A 16,919-nucleotide genomic window follows, 5' to 3' on the forward strand; every position below is an offset into this window, starting at 1 on the left:
AATGGACGGATGTCTTAGATGTATGGAGTACTAATCCTGAAGACAGATATAAGCTGAAAATCAATGATGCATTGCATGCCGTGCTGACACGTAACCGTGACCTTGACGGTGACAACATTGTTGATCCGGAGGAAATCCGCTGGTACCTGGCTGCCAAAGACCAGCTCGTGGACTTCTACATCGGTGAGAGTGCCCTGGACGACGCCTCTCACCTCTATCCCACTAATCCCGACGACCGCGACGGGCAAACTTACTGGCATTATACGACCAGCACTGCCTACGACGGAGGACAGGGCGGTAATAACGTGGCGTGGGGATTATATGCCGAAGAATGTGTTGCTCTGGGAGCAACCAGTGGCATGGAAAGGCCAGAGTTAGGCAACAAATTCACCTACCGCTGCGTGCGCAACCTCGGCATCGGCCTTGACGCACCGGAGAGTGAACCTGTAGCACTCATCCCCCGGGTTACTGCTGCTGAAGCTGACGGCACCTACGTAATAGACTGCTCCAACCTCAGCCCCAAGGCACGCCGCCAGAGTATCGAGACCGGCAACCTGCCTCAGCATAACGACCTCTCGCCCTACAACCGCCCGTATGCCAAATTCCGCGTGGCGACAAGGGATCAGGATTTTGAGAATGCGGGGCGGGAGAGAACGTGGAGTATTCCTGCGTTTCGTTGGCGCAACTGGCGAGACTGGTCGGAGTATCAGACTATGACAATCACGCCATCGGGATACCGCATACCCAATCTGCGCGAACTGCTGATTATGCAAACCCGCCTGCCTGACGATGCGTGGAAATCCTATCCTGGAGCTGGTCTAACAGACAATGGTGGAGGAAAAGCCATGTACCTGAGTTTTACCAGTTTCAGCCGTAGATCTACAGAAACAGGTGGGGATGGTACTTTACCGAATAAGAACGGCGGTTTCCGTTTCAATGCTGCGGAAGGCTCTGGCTCTATCGGAGCGACTGGAACAGGAGATCTCGACAACGGCTACGTCCGCGGCGTGAAGGACGAACAATAACAGAGGTGTCCACATTTATAATAAAACCTTGAAAGAGGCTGTGCCGTAATCCTGTCTTACGGTGCAGCCTTTTCCTGTTACTTCCCCCCGAATACACAGCATTTTCAGCCTACAACCGTCGGCAGCAAATTCCCCCACAGGATTACCGGATCAACGGCATTCAGTTGCCCTGTACACTTATTGTTCATTCGCTTTCCATTTCCTGGCAGCTTCCGTCAGGCGGTATTTTTGTTCAGGGTGTTTGGCTGGTCAGGATACAGACGTTCAATAGTGCCATCACCCCTTTTACACTCATATAGTCATCGCCCATAAATTCAATCAGTTGCCGTGCTTGGGTCGTATTTGGGTCATACCCGGTTCCTGTTGGTTGGCTTTTAATTTAGCTACAGTCTCTGCCTGATCAGAGCATTGAAATTTTCCCTGTATGGTTTTCTTTTCTATGAACTTTTCATTTTGGTTATTGTTTCTGTATCTTTGCTGTCATCAGAAGTTTTTCAGCAATCCGTTCACGAAAAAATATGTTGATTGTTAAAGAACAAAAATAAACAGATATGGAATATTATATAGATCCCGTTGTTTTTATCGTAGGAAAGACCGGAGGAGAGAACCGGGCGGTACGTAACCTACTCGATTTATTTGCAGAAGGAGCTACGATTCCTTTTATTGCCCGGTATCGTAAAGAGAAAACCGGTAATATGGATGAAGTACGAATCGGGGAAATCAAAACTTTATATACTCAGTTTCAGGAACTCGAAAAAAGGAAAAATGCTGTTTTAGATACGATCCGGGAACAGGAAAAATTGACTCCCGCTTTAGAAAAACAGATCCGGGAATGTCAGGATATCCGGATATTGGAAGATATCTATCTACCCTTTAAACCTAAAAAGCAAACCCGGGCATCGAAGGCCAAAGCGAAGGGGTTGGAACCGCTGGCTGCTCTTTTGATGCGACAGGAAAATGGGGATATCGTGGTCAAAGCAGCCCGTTTTGTAAAAGGTGAGATACAGGATACAGAAGAGGCTTTACAGGGAGCCAGGGATATCATAGCGGAATGGGTGAACGAGAGCGAAGCGGCACGTAACCGAGTTCGCTGTCTGGTTGAACGGGAGGCGGTTATCACGGCCAAAGTAGTAAAAGGCAAAGAGCAGGAAGGTGAAAAATATACCGATTATTTCAATTTCCAGGAAAGTCTGAAACGTTGCCCTTCTCACCGGATATTAGCTATCCGTCGTGGAGAAGCAGAAGGGATTCTCAAAGTTTCTTTAAGCATCGACGAAGAGAACGCCTTAGAGAATTTAGAGCGGATTTTTATAAAAGGAGACAATGAGAGTGCCCGGCAAGTCTGGCTGGCGATGAAAGACGGCTACAAAAGATTGTTGTTTCCGTCCATCGAAGCCGAATATATGACCTTATCCAAACAGAAAGCAGATAGCGAGGCTATCCGGGTCTTTGCAGAAAATTTACGGCAACTGTTACTCGCTTCTCCTTTAGGTAATAAACGGGTATTGGCTATCGATCCGGGATTCCGTACAGGTTGTAAAGTGGTATGCCTGGATGAAACCGGCAAACTGGTTCATAATGAAAATATTTACCCCCACCCTCCCCGCAATGAGTATAAGCAAGCGGCAGCCAAAGTGACGAATATGGTAGCGACCTACGACATTCAGGCCATCGCTATCGGGAACGGTACGGCCGGACGGGAAACAGAAAAATTTATCCAGACATTACGCTTCGACCGGAAGGTACAGGTGTTTGTCGTCAGTGAAAGTGGTGCTTCCGTTTATTCTGCCTCTAAAATTGCCCGGGAAGAATTTCCGGAATACGATGTGACGGTGCGGGGGGCCGTATCGATCGGCAGACGATTGATGGATCCTTTAGCCGAATTGGTCAAAATCGATCCTAAATCGATCGGTGTCGGACAGTATCAGCATGATGTGGATCAAGGCGGACTGAAAGAAGCGTTGGATCGGGTTGTCGAATCGTGTGTGAACAAGGTCGGAGTGAATGTGAATACCGCCAGTAAATATTTGCTGACCTATATTTCCGGTTTAGGACCGGCCTTAGCTGAAAACGTGGTGGCTTATATTCAGGAAAACGGAGCGTTGAAAAGCCGTGAAGAACTGAAAAAAGTGAAACGTATGGGAGCGAAAGCTTTTGAACAAAGTGCCGGCTTTCTGAGGATCGAAGGGGCCGGAAATCCTTTGGATAATTCTGCTGTTCATCCGGAATCGTATTATATCGTTGAAAAAATGGCCCGCGATCTGGGTGTCGGCGTTCATGAACTGATCGGAAACGAAACACTGTGCGGCCGGATAGAACCTCAACGGTATGTGGATGAAAAAACGGGCCTGCTGACCCTGAAAGATATTGTGGCAGAATTGAAAAAACCGGGGAGAGATCCCCGGACAATGGCGAAAGTATTCAGTTTTGCCGAAGGCATTTCAAAAATCGAAGATCTGCAGGTGGGTATGGTAATTCCGGGAATCGTTACCAATATTACCGGTTTCGGAGCTTTTGTCGATGTCGGAGTGAAACAGGACGGTTTGGTACATATTTCAGAAATTGCCGATCGTTATGTAACCGATCCTGCAGCAGAACTGGTACTGAATCAACAAGTGATGGTAAAGGTTGTACAAGTGGAACCCGGGCGTAAACGAATCGGCCTTTCAATACGCCAGGCGCAGAGTAAAGATTAAATTTAAAATCCATAGATTTATGAAAAAACAGTTGTTTTTTATAATCCTGTTGGGAGTAGTAGAATTATTGGCCGGATGCCGCCCCGAAGGGAAGGAACCGGAAACCGGAGTAAGCATCGGGTTGGCCCGGCAACGCAAACAAGATATAAGCAATTTGCAATACCGGCTGAAATTCCGGATTCCTGAAAATAAACAGGAAGAGGTCATCGGGAAAGTACAGATCACACTGAAGCAGGAAAAAGTACAGCCTGTCGTATTGGATTTTCGCGAAGATCCCCACAAAGTGAAACAACTGAAAGTGAATGGACGACCGGATTCGATCCGGATTTCGAATGAACATATTGTAGTAGGGACCGATTACCTGAAAAAAGGAGCGAATGAGATCGAGATCGATTTTATTGCCGGTAATCAATCCCTGAACCGGAACGATGAATTTTTATACACCTTGTTGGTACCCGAACGTGCCCGAACCTTATTTCCTTGTTTCGACCAACCGGACATGAAAGCTGTTTTTACCTTGCAGCTGGATATCCCGGAGCAATGGGTAGCCGTAGCCAATGCAGCCGTCGAGTCCGAAACCCTCCATGAAGGCCGGAAACTGATCGCTTTTCAGCCGACCCAACCCCTGAGTACCTATTTATTTTCTTTTGTAGCCGGGAAATGGCAACAACTGGCAGAAAGCCGGGACGGCAAAACGATAGTCATGTATTACCGGGAAACCGATCCTCAGAAAGTGTCCCAGCATACGATCATTTTCGATCAGGTTTTCGCTTCTCTGAAATGGCTCGAGGACTATACCGGAATCCCCTATCCGTTCGATAAATACGATCTGGTGATTGTACCGGGATTTCAGTTCGGTGGTATGGAACATCCGGGTGCGGTGTTATACAATGATAAACGCATGTTCTTAGGGCCGCATCCGACCATAGAAGAAGAACTGGGACGGATGGAACTGATCGCTCACGAAACGACACATATGTGGTTTGGAGATGCCGTGACAATGGCCTGGTTCGACGATGTGTGGACCAAAGAAGTATTCGCCAATTATTTTGCCTCCCAGATGACCCGGCCGGAGTTTCCGGGAGTCAATCACCTTCTGAACGATTTGCGTAATTTTTATATTCCGGCTTATGCGGAAGACCGTACAGCCGGCTCAACCTCGATAAAACAACCTTTGGAAAACTTAAAGGATGCCGGTTTGATTTACGGACAGATTGTCTATGATAAAGCGCCCATCGTTATGAATATGTTACTGAAACTATTGGGAGAAGAAGCTTTTCAAAAAGGTATCCGGGAATATTTGCAGACTTATTTATATGGGAATGCCACATGGGATAATCTGATTACTATTCTCAATAAGTATACCGATAAGGATCTGGTGGCCTGGAGTAATAGTTGGGTAAATGAAAAAGGGATGCCGGAAATTTCCGCTTCGTGGCATGACCGGACCTTGGTCGTGCGGCAAAAAGATCCCTGGCATAGAGGATTGAGTTGGCCACAAAATATAAGTGTAGCCCTCTATGAGGGAAAAAATGCAGATACACTCCAGTCCTCTGTGCATGAAGTGACTTTGGTATCCGATTCTGCGGTGACCGTTTTTCAGAACCGGTCTGCGGATGAGTCCTGCATTTTTCTGAATCAAAATGGTGAAGCCTATGGCTATTTCGTACTGGATCAGCGGACGATTACCTATGCTTTAGCGCATTTGAATACTTTCGCGAAAGCACCTGAAACCCGTTTGGCTTTATTGATCAATTTGAATGAAAACCGTCTGCACGGCCGTGTAGATGGTTTGGCTTTTGCCCGGATGTTGATCAGTAATTTGAAAACCGAAACCGAACCTTTGATTATTTCTACTTCGATCGCCTATTTGAATGAGATGGCCCTGCACGGACAGATTGCAGGAAGTGAAGAGCTTGAAGAAAGCCTGCTCGGATTAGCACGCAAACCGGGAGGAAAAGGTTGTCAACAGGCTGCTTTCAGGGCTTTGCTCGGAACCTTCCGGCAACCGGCGACGACACAGGAAATTTACCGGATGTGGAAAGAACAGAAATCTTTTACCGGCTTGGCTTTAGGAGAGAGCGATTATACTAAAATGGCTTATGAATTGGCTGTACGTATGCCTGAAAAATATGAGGAAATCAGGGCGACACAGGCGACCCGTATTCAGGACCCCGACCGGAAAAGAGAATTTAACTTTATTGTCCGGGCCGTAGCTCCTGAAACAGAAACGCGGGATTCCCTATTTCGGTCTTTATTGATCGCCGGGAACCGTCGGATAGAACCTTGGGTTACCCAGATCGTCGGATATCTCAACCACCCTCTCCGGCAACAGCAAGCCGTGAAGTACATCAGGCCGGCTTTACAGGAATTACAGGAAGTGCAGCGTACCGGAGATATCTTTTTCCCCAAGAACTGGATTTCAGCTACATTGCGCGGACATAATTCCCCGGAAGCGGCACAAGTAGTCCGGCAATTTCTGGAACAACATCCTGATTATCCCGTTCTGCTGAAAAATAAGATTTTACAAAGTGCCGACCATTTGTACCGATAAAATATTCAGGCATATACGGTGATTTCAATGGTGTCCTTTACTATTTGAAGGGCAATATAAAGAATATTTCCATTTCGTATAAAATCGGAGTAAGTACCAATAACCAGTTGGCTTTCCGGTGTACTTACAGAGTCTGGCATTTCATCGGCCAGAAGTTCCCTGCTTTACGTCAAACGGTCAATGATTTCGAATATCATGTGTTTATTGCAGAGGAAAGAGGAGACAAATACCGGAGGATCTCTACCGGGATTACCATCCATGATGCCTTTCGGAAACAGGAGAAATAGGATTTTATAACTGATTTGAAACTAAGCCCCTGAGTTCACGTAAAGGGATAAAACGGATAGGTTATGAATGAAAAAAAGTCATTTTATGTGATCGGTATGAGTTGTGCCGGTTGTGCTGCCAATATTCAACAGGCATTATCCGAACGTAAGGGTGTCATAGAAGCCAGAGTAAATTTCGCCGCTTCAGACGTCATAGTGGAATATAACCCTACGCTTGTTTCCGATAAAGATTTGCAAAAAACGGTACAGGAAGCAGGCTACGATCTGTTGTTGGAAAATGAGACAGAGCCTGAACAGGCCGAAATTTTACAACGAGAAGCCTATGATAAACTACACCGGAAAACGATAGGAGCGTTATTGCTATCCCTCCCTGTTTTTGTGATCGGGATGTTTTTTATGCATATGCCCTATGGCAACTGGATCATGCTGGGATTTACCTTACCGGTCCTACTGGTATTCGGAAGGGATTTTTTCATTAATGCCTGGCGACAATTGAAACATGGACATGCCAATATGGATACTTTGGTGGCGGTCAGTACAGGAGTTGCCTTTCTGTTCAGTCTGTTCAATACCCTATGGCCCACCTATTGGACGGACCGGGGACTGGAAGCTCATATTTATTATGAAGCGGCAGCAGTGATCATCGCTTTAATTTTATTAGGCCGTTTATTGGAAAGCCGTGCAAAATCGAATACTTCGACAGCTATCCGTAAACTGATCGGATTACAGCCCAAAGAGGTGATCCGGATTCTCGAAGACGGTACGGAACAGGTGATCCCGATCAAAGCAGTACAACCCGGAGACATACTATTGGTGAAACCCGGAGATAAAATTCCGGTCGACGGCAGTGTCACAGAAGGAGTTTCTTTTGTCGACGAGAGCATGATTACCGGCGAACCGGTACCTGTCGAGAAAGTGACCGGTACACATGTCTATACAGGTACGATCAATCAGAAAGGGAGTTTTAAATTCATGGCCGAAAAAGTCGGGAGCGAGACTATTTTAGCCCAGATTATCAAGATGGTACAGGAGGCCCAGGGTAGTAAAGCTCCGGTACAACAGTTGGTCGACAGAATTGCTGCTATTTTTGTACCTGCCGTAATCGGTATCGCAGCGCTTACTTTTATCGGCTGGATGATTGCCGGTGGAGAACTCGCTTTTACACATGCCTTGCTGACCTCGGTAACTGTATTGGTTATCGCCTGTCCCTGTGCATTGGGATTGGCGACCCCGACGGCAATTATGGTAGGTATCGGCAAAGGGGCTGAGAACAATATTCTGATCCGGGATGCACAGAGCCTGGAACAATTGTGTAAAGTACAAGCCGTAGTTTTAGATAAAACCGGAACGATTACCGAAGGGAAACCTGTGGTTACCGATATTTTCTGGAATCCGGGGATAGATTTACGGCACAGTATGGAAGTTTTATTGTTTATGGAAAGCCGTTCCGAACATCCTCTGGCCGATGCTGTGGTACTCCATCTGACGGAAGAAGGGATAAAGACGAATCTGAAGGGAGAATTCAATAGTCTGACGGGACAGGGCATACAAGGTATGATCAATGGGGAATCCTATTTTGTAGGGAATCGCCGTTTGCTGGAAATGAACGGAATCTCCCGGGAAAGTGAACAGGCAGAACAAGCCGATGCTTGTAGTCTGGAAGGGAAAACCGTCGTTTATTTTGCCGATAGCAAACAAGTGTTGGCTTTAATTGTCATCGCCGACCGGATGAAGCCAGGGTCTGTAAAAGCTATCGAACGTTTGCAGGCAGAAGGTATTGAAGTATATATGCTCACCGGAGATAATCGGATCACAGCCCGGGCCGTAGCCGATAGTATCGGCCTGAAACATTTCAAGGCAGAAGTCATGCCATCGGATAAAGCCGATTTCGTGAAGGAACTACAACAACAGGGCAAGATTGTAGCGATGGCAGGTGACGGTATCAACGATTCGCAGGCTTTGGCCCAAGCCGATGTCAGCATCGCAATGGGAAAAGGTTCGGATATTGCAATCGATGTGGCGAAGATCACTTTGATTACCTCTGATCTGAATGCTATCCCGAAAGCCTGGGCCCTCTCGAAGCAAACGGTCGCTGCTATCCGGCAAAATCTGTTTTGGGCATTTATTTATAACCTGATCGGTATTCCCCTGGCAGCAGGCATTCTCTATCCCTGTTGCGGTTTTTTACTCAATCCGATGATAGCTGCCGCTGCGATGGCTTTCAGTTCGGTTTCCGTCGTTACGAACAGCTTACGCATCAAAGCAAAAAAAATCTGATTTCAATTTTTAAATCTCAATTTTCAATTATTGGGTAACCATTCTGAAGTTTAAGCGTTCGTATGAGTGTAGTTAAATTTATCGTCCCGATAAATTTAAGTTTATAAAGTTTTTTAAGAATAGGACATGAAAACATTTAAGTTTAAAACGAATTTGAAATGCAATAATTGTGTTGCCAAGGTTAAATCACAATTGGATATAACAGATGAAATCCAAAGTTGGTCGATCGATCTGAAAAGCCCTGACCGGATTTTGACAATAAAGGCCAAAGATGAGAAAGCTGTTGCATCGGTAGAACGGATACTTGCTGAAGCGGGCTATCTTGCAGAGGTTTACCCGGTTGAATCATATATAACTAAAAACGACAAAACTATGAAGGACGTGAAAAAAGAATCCGATAAACAATCCAAGCCAACTACAATTAAAGGCTGTGGCTGTGGTAATACCGAAAAACCAGGAAAAAGCCAAAAGATGGCTAATGATGAGACTACCGAGGACGATATTCAGGGAGCTTCAAATTACGAACGGGCAGAAAGTGACCAATCGAAAGGGATTTTTGCCCAACAGACAAAGGCTTATAATAAAACTATGGATGAGCTTATCGAGAATGACGATCAGAACGCCAAAGACAACCTCTCCGATTATATGGATGAGCTGAAGGAAGAATCGGAGACTTTAGACGATCATCCGAAACCTTATGGGACAACGGAAAATTCACCGGATTTTCCGGCAGAAGGAAAATTTACTCCTCCCTATTAGATAATAATACCTGAAGAGACGGTTAGTTATTAAGATAAAACGGGAACAACGGAGCAAACGGAGAATATGCTGTTTTACTCTGTTGTTCCCGTTTAGAAGAAATTTATTTCTTTTTAAAGAGATTCTGTATTCCCTGTAACAGATTACCTTTCAATTCTTTCTCTGCTGCTTTGGTGACCGCTTTGATCGCTTTGGAAAGGTCGGGTTTGATAACCGGCTTCGACAGCGTTCCCTCGACCTTTGCATCGATATCCAGATTTTTAATATTGTCCGAACCCGGAATAGATTTCAGGAGGTTGTCGATGTCCTTGCCGAAAAATTTACGGTCGATGTTCATCGATAAGGTATAATCGAGCTGCCCGTCGACGGTTTGATTTCCATAAATGGTCACCGGATTACCTGCAAAACTGGTCTTAAACGGTTCGACGATAATATTCCCGTTTTCGAGTTTGAAATCGATTTTCAGCTTACTGATACTCAACCGGCTAAGTTCGTCGTTCTTCATCACACTAGCCAACTGGTTCATCGCCGGATTGTCGTTGATCAGAATACCTTTTGATTCGAGATATCCCCCACCGTTTGCTGTCGTCATTACCGGACTCATTTCTTTATCCAGGGTAGAACTGAAGTTCATGGCAGCCGAAACTTGTCCGCTACAGTTCATCGCTACCGGAATACTCTTCCGCAGGAAAGTGAAAGCCTCGTAGGCGGCATGGATATCGAAGTCGGATATATTCAGCTTGAAATCTACTGTCGGAATCTTCGGATTGGCTGTATTATATTGTCCGTTCATCACCATTTTACCTTCCAACATATCCATACTGAGATTTTTCAGTGTGGCGACCGCATTATCCAAAGAAATTTGCCCTTTTACATTACGGATAGTCAGATTATCGAAAAGGATAGTACTGATATTACTGGTAAATTGTACGTCGATGTTTTTGGGAATCTCCAAAGCTCCTTCTGCTGCGGTCGGTTTGTCCGTCAAGGCGATAGAGTCGGCCGAAGCCCGGGCCGTAGTATCGCTCTTTGTTTGGCGGGCCGCTTTGGCTTGGGCGATGATGAATTCATTCAAATTTATTCGGTTCGAATGCAGAGAGAAGTTACCTTTCAGCGTTTCATTTTTGAAAACATAAGGAAGATAGTTCGAAATATTTCCTTGTAAAGTGAAATCCGAGGAAAAAACTTTTGCCTGTAACTGTTTCAGATTCAACTGAGCCGGAGTAATCGTAACAGATCCCTGCGGGATAGAAATACCTTCCGGAAATTCAGCATTGATCAAAAGAAGATCTTTTAAAATAATATTTCCTTTGGCAATAAATTTCTCATATTGTTCTTTCTCGATATATTGATATTTCCCGTTGAATGTCATATCGGTCGTGACGATTCCCTGCAGGGTAATATCTTTCAGTGGAAGGGCTTTCTTCAGATTGGAGAAATTAATAACCCCGACTGCACCTCCGGCAAGCACCGGATCGTTAGGATTACTGATATTCAAATACATACTGAATGGATTACCCGCTATATCGAACGATAATTTTTTCAGGTTCAGTTGTGTTGAATCGACAGGTCCTCCGGGATTGCTCACGTTCAGATCGATATTGATTTGACGGATAGCTTCCGGTAATTCGGGATATTTTACAGAAGCATTATTGACAAGTAAATTTGCCTGCAGAGCCGGGAGATGATCGGCATAATATTCTCCTTTAGCCGTAACATTCAGCTTAAAATCACCACTGGTTTCCAATCCTTCGATATAATGTTGCAACGTTTTGGGCACCATAGCCAACAAACTGGCAAATTTGGTATCCGGAGCATTCAATTGCAAATCCAGTTTATATTTGTCCTCTCCGACCCCGATATTTCCGGTTAAATCGAGTTTGAGATCATTCAGGGCCAGGTCATTTTTCTGAATATCGAAAGTCATCTCTTTGAGATTGGCTCCGATAACGGCCTGCCATTTCAGATCGGTCTTATTGATCCAGACACTGTTTTGGTGCCGATATGAAATATTTTGCAGAGCAAGGAAAATATCGATCAGCGTATTGGTTTCCGAAAAATTCCCATTGAGTTTTAAATCGATATCTGCAATGCTGGCATAAGTCGAATGCTGAAAATCATTGTAAGTGATGAATAAATTTTCAATGGCGATATCATTTAAACGAAGGCCTCTCTCCGCCTTGCCTTTCGGTTCGTCGGGCGGAGTTTCCGTAGTGGCGGAAGTTTGCGAACCGGAAGACAATAGGATATCCCAGTTGGCTTTCCCTTCGCTATTTACTGTCGGAGCGATACGGCAATTTTTAAGCAAAAGTTGGTTTACAATGAGTTCATCTCCTGCTATCAGTGACTTCAAATTCACCGAAGCCTCGAACAACGGAATGTAAACGACGGTATCTCCTGCAAATTCATCCTGCCCGGTAATCATCACCTCTTTCAAGGCAACATTCAGATTAGGAAAACTTTTGAACATGCTCAGGTTCATATCGCCGATTTTCAATTTCGCATTGATGTATTTGGCGGATTGCTTTTCAATAATTTGGAGTATATCTCCTTTAAAAAAAGTAGGGATGACCATTAAAGCTGTAATTACAACAAGAATGAGTACACCCAGTGTAATGAATACTTTTTTCATCGTCAGTATTTTTTAGTTGTTTTAAACGGCCGGTGTCCACCGGATTGTTCACAAAGTTATTCTATTTTGTGAACTTATTGGAAATAAGGCTTTATTTTTTTGAGTTTATAAGCCGGAAGTACTTTCTTTTCTTCGAGCAGTTGGAAAGAAAGAGAGTCGTATTTGCGCTTGGCATTGAAGATCATCTGTACATCCTCATATTCGAGATAGGGATGCCGGAGTATAGCTTTAAAACTCATGGTGTCCAACCTGTATTTCACGATCTTTGAAGGATCAACGGTAAATACCCCAGCGCACGAATCGACATTGAAGTGATTCATCTTTAACTCTTTCAACTGCCGGACGGCATAAAAACCTCCCAATCTCTGTCGGTATTTGATGATTTTACTTGCATAGTAAGGACCGATTCCCCGGATTCTGACCAACGCACTGCTGTCCGCCGTATTCAATTCCAAGGGAGGAGAAATTTCCCGATGTGATACCGGACGAAGAGAATCCTTTTCTATATTGATTACTTCCGGCAACAAAAAGAATGCAGGTTTCCCCGACCGGACAAACCGCGGAATAACAATAAGGCCTGTGATCAATAACAGCATGACCAGTACCCCTTCCCGTTCTGTACTATTGAATATCATGACACACCCGATTTTAAATGGCCTATAAAAGTTACAACATTTTTCCGGGATAAGAAACAAAAATCCTACCTATTTTGCATTTTTTTTAATATGCTATATAACTTATAACGAATAGATTAAACGAAAGCATATAAAAATATTCAGAAAAAACAGCAACCATTTTTTGCAACTAACGAAAAACTCCCTATATTTGCACCCGCAATTGAGACACATTGTGACCCGATTCAGTAGCTCAGCCGGTAGAGCACAACACTTTTAATGTTGGGGTCCTGGGTTCGAATCCCAGCTGGATCACAAAAACAAGCGAAAAAACAAAGCAAACTCCTGAAATTCAAAGAATTTCGGGAGTTTCTATTTTCAGGCAAAACCTCAAAAACAGCGGATTCCGGGGATCAATCGGAAAATACACACTTTTCGGGACACGGAAGATCCGTCCCAAAATTCTGAAATAAAAGAAACCTTCCAACTTGATGCTGGAAGGTTCCTTTTGTTCGAGCCTCTTGTCGGATTCGAACCAACGACCCCGAGATTACAAATCACGTGCTCTGGCCAGCTGAGCTAAAGAGGCATCATTTCGTTAAAACGGGTAAGCTGACTATGTCGCACCGCTACAACCACATACCCTTGCTGCCTTCCGACCCTGGGGGGGTTCTGCAGGAGCTGGTCGCATAGGACTTACCCGGGCACAAAAGTACAAAAAAACATATTGCTGACAAATATTTGGAATACTTTTTATCAAAAAATATTTCCAATAATCATTAAACAGTTGTATACCAACAAATAAGAGGTAGGTTTATTATTTTCTATCTATTCCGATTTCGGGTTTTATACCGTCAGACCGGTTCGCCTGGACCGGTCCGGTAAGGCTTTCCTTCACTGACCGGCGGAACTCCTCACTACGTTCGTCAGACACCACCGGTCGGACGTTCGGAAAACCTAACCGGACACTCGTTCCTGCTCCAATGGTCTTCCGGCATAAAACCCTTCATCTCACGGCAGAGCTAACCGGCAAAGAAAATACAACCGGAAATTTGCAGTAGCAGGAAGCCGGACCGTCCGGATTATTTCCAGTGCGAATAAGCTTTCTTAAATCAAGACCAATCTGCAATTCAGTGATAACGTTAGTCGGAGGTGATCGGGATTGGCGACCATTGGAGCTCTGGCGAGTGTCGTCTTACTTTTTCTGAACGCCCGACCGGTGGTGTCTGACGAACGTAGTGAGGAGTTCCGCCGGTCAGTGATAGAAAAAGCCAGACGACCGACAGAAGCGACCGGGTCGCCAATTCCGATCACCGAAGACGAATAAATAACGACAGAATAATTCTAGAATTAATCTTGTTCTCATTCGTCTTCAGGGCTTGTGTTCGGGGATCCGGTCGCTTCTGTCGGTCAGTGAGGGAAAGACTTAACAGACCGTTCCAGACGAACCGGTCTGACGACACAGAACCCGAAATCGGAATAGAAAGAAAAAATTATACCTACACCCTTACCTCCTTTAAAAGTTAAATAAGCTCTTCTTCGCAACTTCTCGAACACATTCAAGGTATAAATAACAGGTTTAATTTATAAAAAGCGTCCCAAAATTAACATTCAATGCTATGCGGGACAATACTCATGCTCCTATGGAAATGAAACATATCACTCCTGATGTTTTAATGCGTTTAAGTATTGCATTTACATCCGGTAGTAAATTTTCTCAAAGTTTGGAAAAGGCTTTGGAATTGATCGGCAAAATCAGCAATCATGATCGTATATACATCATCGAGGTTCATCACAATATGACTTATACGATCACTTATAACTGGCATGAAAAGTCGTTAAAAGCCATTCCCGAAGAATTCAGGCACAACAGCCTGATATACGACCGGGAACTTGTACAACAACTTTGTACACAAAATCAGGTAATTATTCAGGAATCGGATGTGTCGGGTAATCCGGAATTAGCAGAGTTACTAAAAGCTACCGATTGCCGCCAAATGTTACTATTACCTTTATTCGAATCGGGATCACAATTTGCTTTTATCGCTTTCACCCAATGTTCGACGACTCACACCTGGACACCGGAAGAAATCAAATGCCTGCAAGATCTGTCCTCGGTTATCGCTTTACAATTGGATAATTATCAACTTATAAAACGCTTAACTGTCCACCTCAAACAAGAGAGAGCTGCCCGGTTAGAGCTGGAAATCAAACAGAATCATTTACGTCATTGGTTACAAGAGATAAAACCGGTCTGGGATCAACTTAAAAACAAAATAGAGCATCCGGAACTCCCCGAAGTGACCAGTCTGGAGCAACATTTTACAAATTTAGATAAAATTTGTTCTATTCCTTCTGTAAAATAATCCTACATGCCAATTAACAACTGTCAATATACTCTTTTAGTGATTACTTCATCCTTTAGTGATCCGGAAAAAATCCTAAAGACTCTCCGGGAAGCTGATTTTATGCTTCTTGAAGCCAGTAATCAACAGGAAGCCATTCAACGAATCCGTACCACCTCTCCGGATCTGATCCTATTGGATATCGACAAATCGGTCCGGCAAGAGAATACGATCTTACAGGATTTCAAAACCAATAAAATCACAGGCGCCATCCCGGTTTTATTCATCACTTCCATGACTAGTGAGAATCACATTCCGGAATGCCTGAATTATGACAATATCGATTTTATCACCAAACCTTTCCGTCCCCAAGAACTGGTCATCCGGGTTCAGCACCAGTTATCCCTGCTCCGGGCCGAACGGGTCATCCGCCGGCAAAACGAGAAATTGAAAAAAAGTCTGGAAGCCCGGGATAAACTGTATTCCATCATCGCTCATGACCTGAGAGCCCCTATCGGCACCATTAAAATGATCAATTCCTCCATCGAGGCACAAAAGGCTAAAATCAAAGATCCTCAAATTTCAAAGTTATTCGAGATGATCAATGAAACGACAGAGGAAGCTTTTAATCTGCTGGAAAATCTCTTGCGCTGGACCCGGAACCAAAATGGTAAAACGAAAATTTATGCTACTCTTTTCAACCTCACACCTGTAGCCAGACAAGTCGTCTCACTATTCAGTGCAATAGCCAATGCAAAAGAAATCGAGCTGATCAACCGTATTGAAGGGAAGTTCGATATTTTCGCCGACGAAGACATGATAAAAACCGTATTACGCAATCTGATTTCCAATGCCATCAAGTTTACCTATACAGGTGGACAAGTCGAACTATCCCTTGCAGACTCGGGTGATTACTGGACAATATATGTCAAAGACAACGGGAAAGGCATACCCAAAGATCTTCAGGCCCATTTATTGAAATCCGATGAATACATCACCACCTACGGTACTCACAATGAAAAAGGAAGTGGATTAGGCCTGATTTTATGCCGTGATTTTATCCGCATGAACAAGGGGAAACTCCATTTCTATTCCCAAGAAGGAATAGGAACCACTTTCTATTTCACTATTCCCAAAGCCTCTTCTTCTGCAGAAGCCGTAAGCCGTTGATACATCTTCAATGCCCCCCATGCATCGGTAGCGGCATAGCGAATCTGGGCTTCAGTCAATGCCGGAGCTTCCCAGTTGGAAGTACGCTGACGTTTAGAAATCTTCACCCCGAAAATAATAGCCATCAATTTTGAAAAAGATTTGTCTTCAATACCAAAGCGTCCGGCATATTCCTGTAGATCTACAAAAGAGGCAGGTGTAAAATCGGTCAACTTACGTAAATTCCGGTTATCGTCGCGGATACCGACACCGATCTTTATAATCCGGGGACTAGCCAGCAGCCGAACCAAAGCCGGTTGAAAACCACATTTATTCAACCGGAACAGAAAGACCTGGTCCGGGACCGCCAGTTGTAATAAGCTCACTTTATAAATTTCTCCTTTCCGAAAAGCGGGACGAGTCTCCGTATCGAACCCCAGGCAAGCATGTCTACTTAAAAAATCAGCCGCCTCCCCGACCTGCCTTGCCTCTTCTATTACCTTCACTTCGCCCGAAAACACGTAAGGAGGTAACAGATCTATTTCTTTCCGATCTATGGTCTTTTTTAAATCAGTCAACAT

Annotated in this window: 11 protein-coding genes, 2 tRNA genes, 1 other RNA gene and 1 pseudogene; 10 read left to right on the top strand and 5 right to left on the bottom strand. The window is 44.5% G+C overall.

Annotated features, from left to right (window positions below):
- The 6 genes and pseudogenes from WS42_RS06890 to WS42_RS15400 form a co-directional block, all read left to right on the top strand.
- Positions 1 to 1,025, top strand: a pseudogene (locus WS42_RS06890) (fimbrial protein); the annotation flags it as partial.
- A gap of 551 nt (positions 1,026 to 1,576) precedes the next feature.
- Positions 1,577 to 3,721: a Tex family protein gene (locus WS42_RS06895; RefSeq protein ID WP_046450896.1), complete on the top strand. Its 2,145-nt coding sequence runs from the start codon at positions 1,577 to 1,579 to the stop codon at positions 3,719 to 3,721.
- 19 nt (positions 3,722 to 3,740) lie between these two features.
- A complete protein-coding gene (locus tag WS42_RS06900) occupies positions 3,741 to 6,275 on the top strand; it encodes a M1 family metallopeptidase (RefSeq protein WP_046450897.1) in 2,535 nt (844 codons plus the stop codon).
- A 44-nt stretch (positions 6,276 to 6,319) separates the two neighbouring features.
- Entirely contained in the window at positions 6,320 to 6,562 is a 243-nt protein-coding gene (locus WS42_RS06905; RefSeq protein ID WP_046450898.1) for a hypothetical protein, read from the top strand.
- 63 nt (positions 6,563 to 6,625) lie between these two features.
- Positions 6,626 to 8,839, top strand: a complete 2,214-nt coding sequence (locus tag WS42_RS06910) for a heavy metal translocating P-type ATPase (protein WP_046450899.1) — start codon at positions 6,626 to 6,628, stop codon at positions 8,837 to 8,839.
- A 126-nt stretch (positions 8,840 to 8,965) separates the two neighbouring features.
- Positions 8,966 to 9,598 carry a heavy-metal-associated domain-containing protein gene (locus tag WS42_RS15400; RefSeq protein ID WP_022159408.1) on the top strand — a complete coding sequence of 211 codons (633 nt, stop codon included), beginning with the start codon at positions 8,966 to 8,968 and terminating at the stop codon, positions 9,596 to 9,598.
- Between the two features lie 103 nt (positions 9,599 to 9,701).
- On the opposite strand, the gene WS42_RS06920 is transcribed toward WS42_RS15400, so the two are convergent.
- Together WS42_RS06920 and WS42_RS06925 are read right to left on the bottom strand one after the other, a co-directional pair.
- Positions 9,702 to 12,230, bottom strand: coding sequence for an AsmA family protein (locus WS42_RS06920; RefSeq protein ID WP_046450900.1), 2,529 nt, complete (start codon positions 12,228 to 12,230; stop codon positions 9,702 to 9,704).
- A 74-nt stretch (positions 12,231 to 12,304) separates the two neighbouring features.
- Positions 12,305 to 12,865, bottom strand: a complete 561-nt coding sequence (locus WS42_RS06925) for a ComEA family DNA-binding protein (protein WP_013613576.1) — start codon at positions 12,863 to 12,865, stop codon at positions 12,305 to 12,307.
- Positions 12,866 to 13,086: 221 nt separating this feature from the next.
- On the opposite strand from WS42_RS06925, the gene WS42_RS06930 reads away from it, so the two are divergent.
- A tRNA-Lys gene (locus WS42_RS06930) sits at positions 13,087 to 13,159 on the top strand.
- A gap of 200 nt (positions 13,160 to 13,359) precedes the next feature.
- On the opposite strand, the gene WS42_RS06935 is transcribed toward WS42_RS06930, so the two are convergent.
- A tRNA-Thr gene (locus tag WS42_RS06935) sits at positions 13,360 to 13,433 on the bottom strand.
- A gap of 13 nt (positions 13,434 to 13,446) precedes the next feature.
- An RNA gene (ffs, locus tag WS42_RS15405) (signal recognition particle sRNA small type) lies at positions 13,447 to 13,546 on the bottom strand.
- Positions 13,547 to 14,006: 460 nt separating this feature from the next.
- Between ffs and WS42_RS15410 the strand changes: the two genes are divergently transcribed.
- From WS42_RS15410 to WS42_RS06945, 3 genes are all read left to right on the top strand, one after another.
- A complete protein-coding gene (locus WS42_RS15410) occupies positions 14,007 to 14,171 on the top strand; it encodes a hypothetical protein (protein WP_181574402.1) in 165 nt (54 codons plus the stop codon).
- A gap of 292 nt (positions 14,172 to 14,463) precedes the next feature.
- Complete coding sequence (locus WS42_RS06940) at positions 14,464 to 15,210, top strand: GAF domain-containing protein (protein ID WP_022159516.1); 747 nt, start codon at positions 14,464 to 14,466, stop codon at positions 15,208 to 15,210.
- Positions 15,211 to 15,216: 6 nt separating this feature from the next.
- Positions 15,217 to 16,359 (top strand): hybrid sensor histidine kinase/response regulator, encoded by a 1,143-nt coding sequence (locus WS42_RS06945; protein WP_022159515.1) that lies wholly within the window; start codon positions 15,217 to 15,219, stop codon positions 16,357 to 16,359.
- On the opposite strand, the gene WS42_RS06950 is transcribed toward WS42_RS06945, so the two are convergent.
- The gene (locus WS42_RS06950; RefSeq protein ID WP_046403266.1) at positions 16,308 to 16,919 is read right to left on the bottom strand and encodes a 3'-5' exonuclease; all 612 of its coding nucleotides are present in this window, start codon (positions 16,917 to 16,919) and stop codon (positions 16,308 to 16,310) included. The genes WS42_RS06945 and WS42_RS06950 overlap by 52 nt on opposite strands.

Source organism: Odoribacter sp. N54.MGS-14 (assembly GCF_000980295.1).
Classification (GTDB): domain Bacteria; phylum Bacteroidota; class Bacteroidia; order Bacteroidales; family Marinifilaceae; genus Odoribacter; species Odoribacter splanchnicus.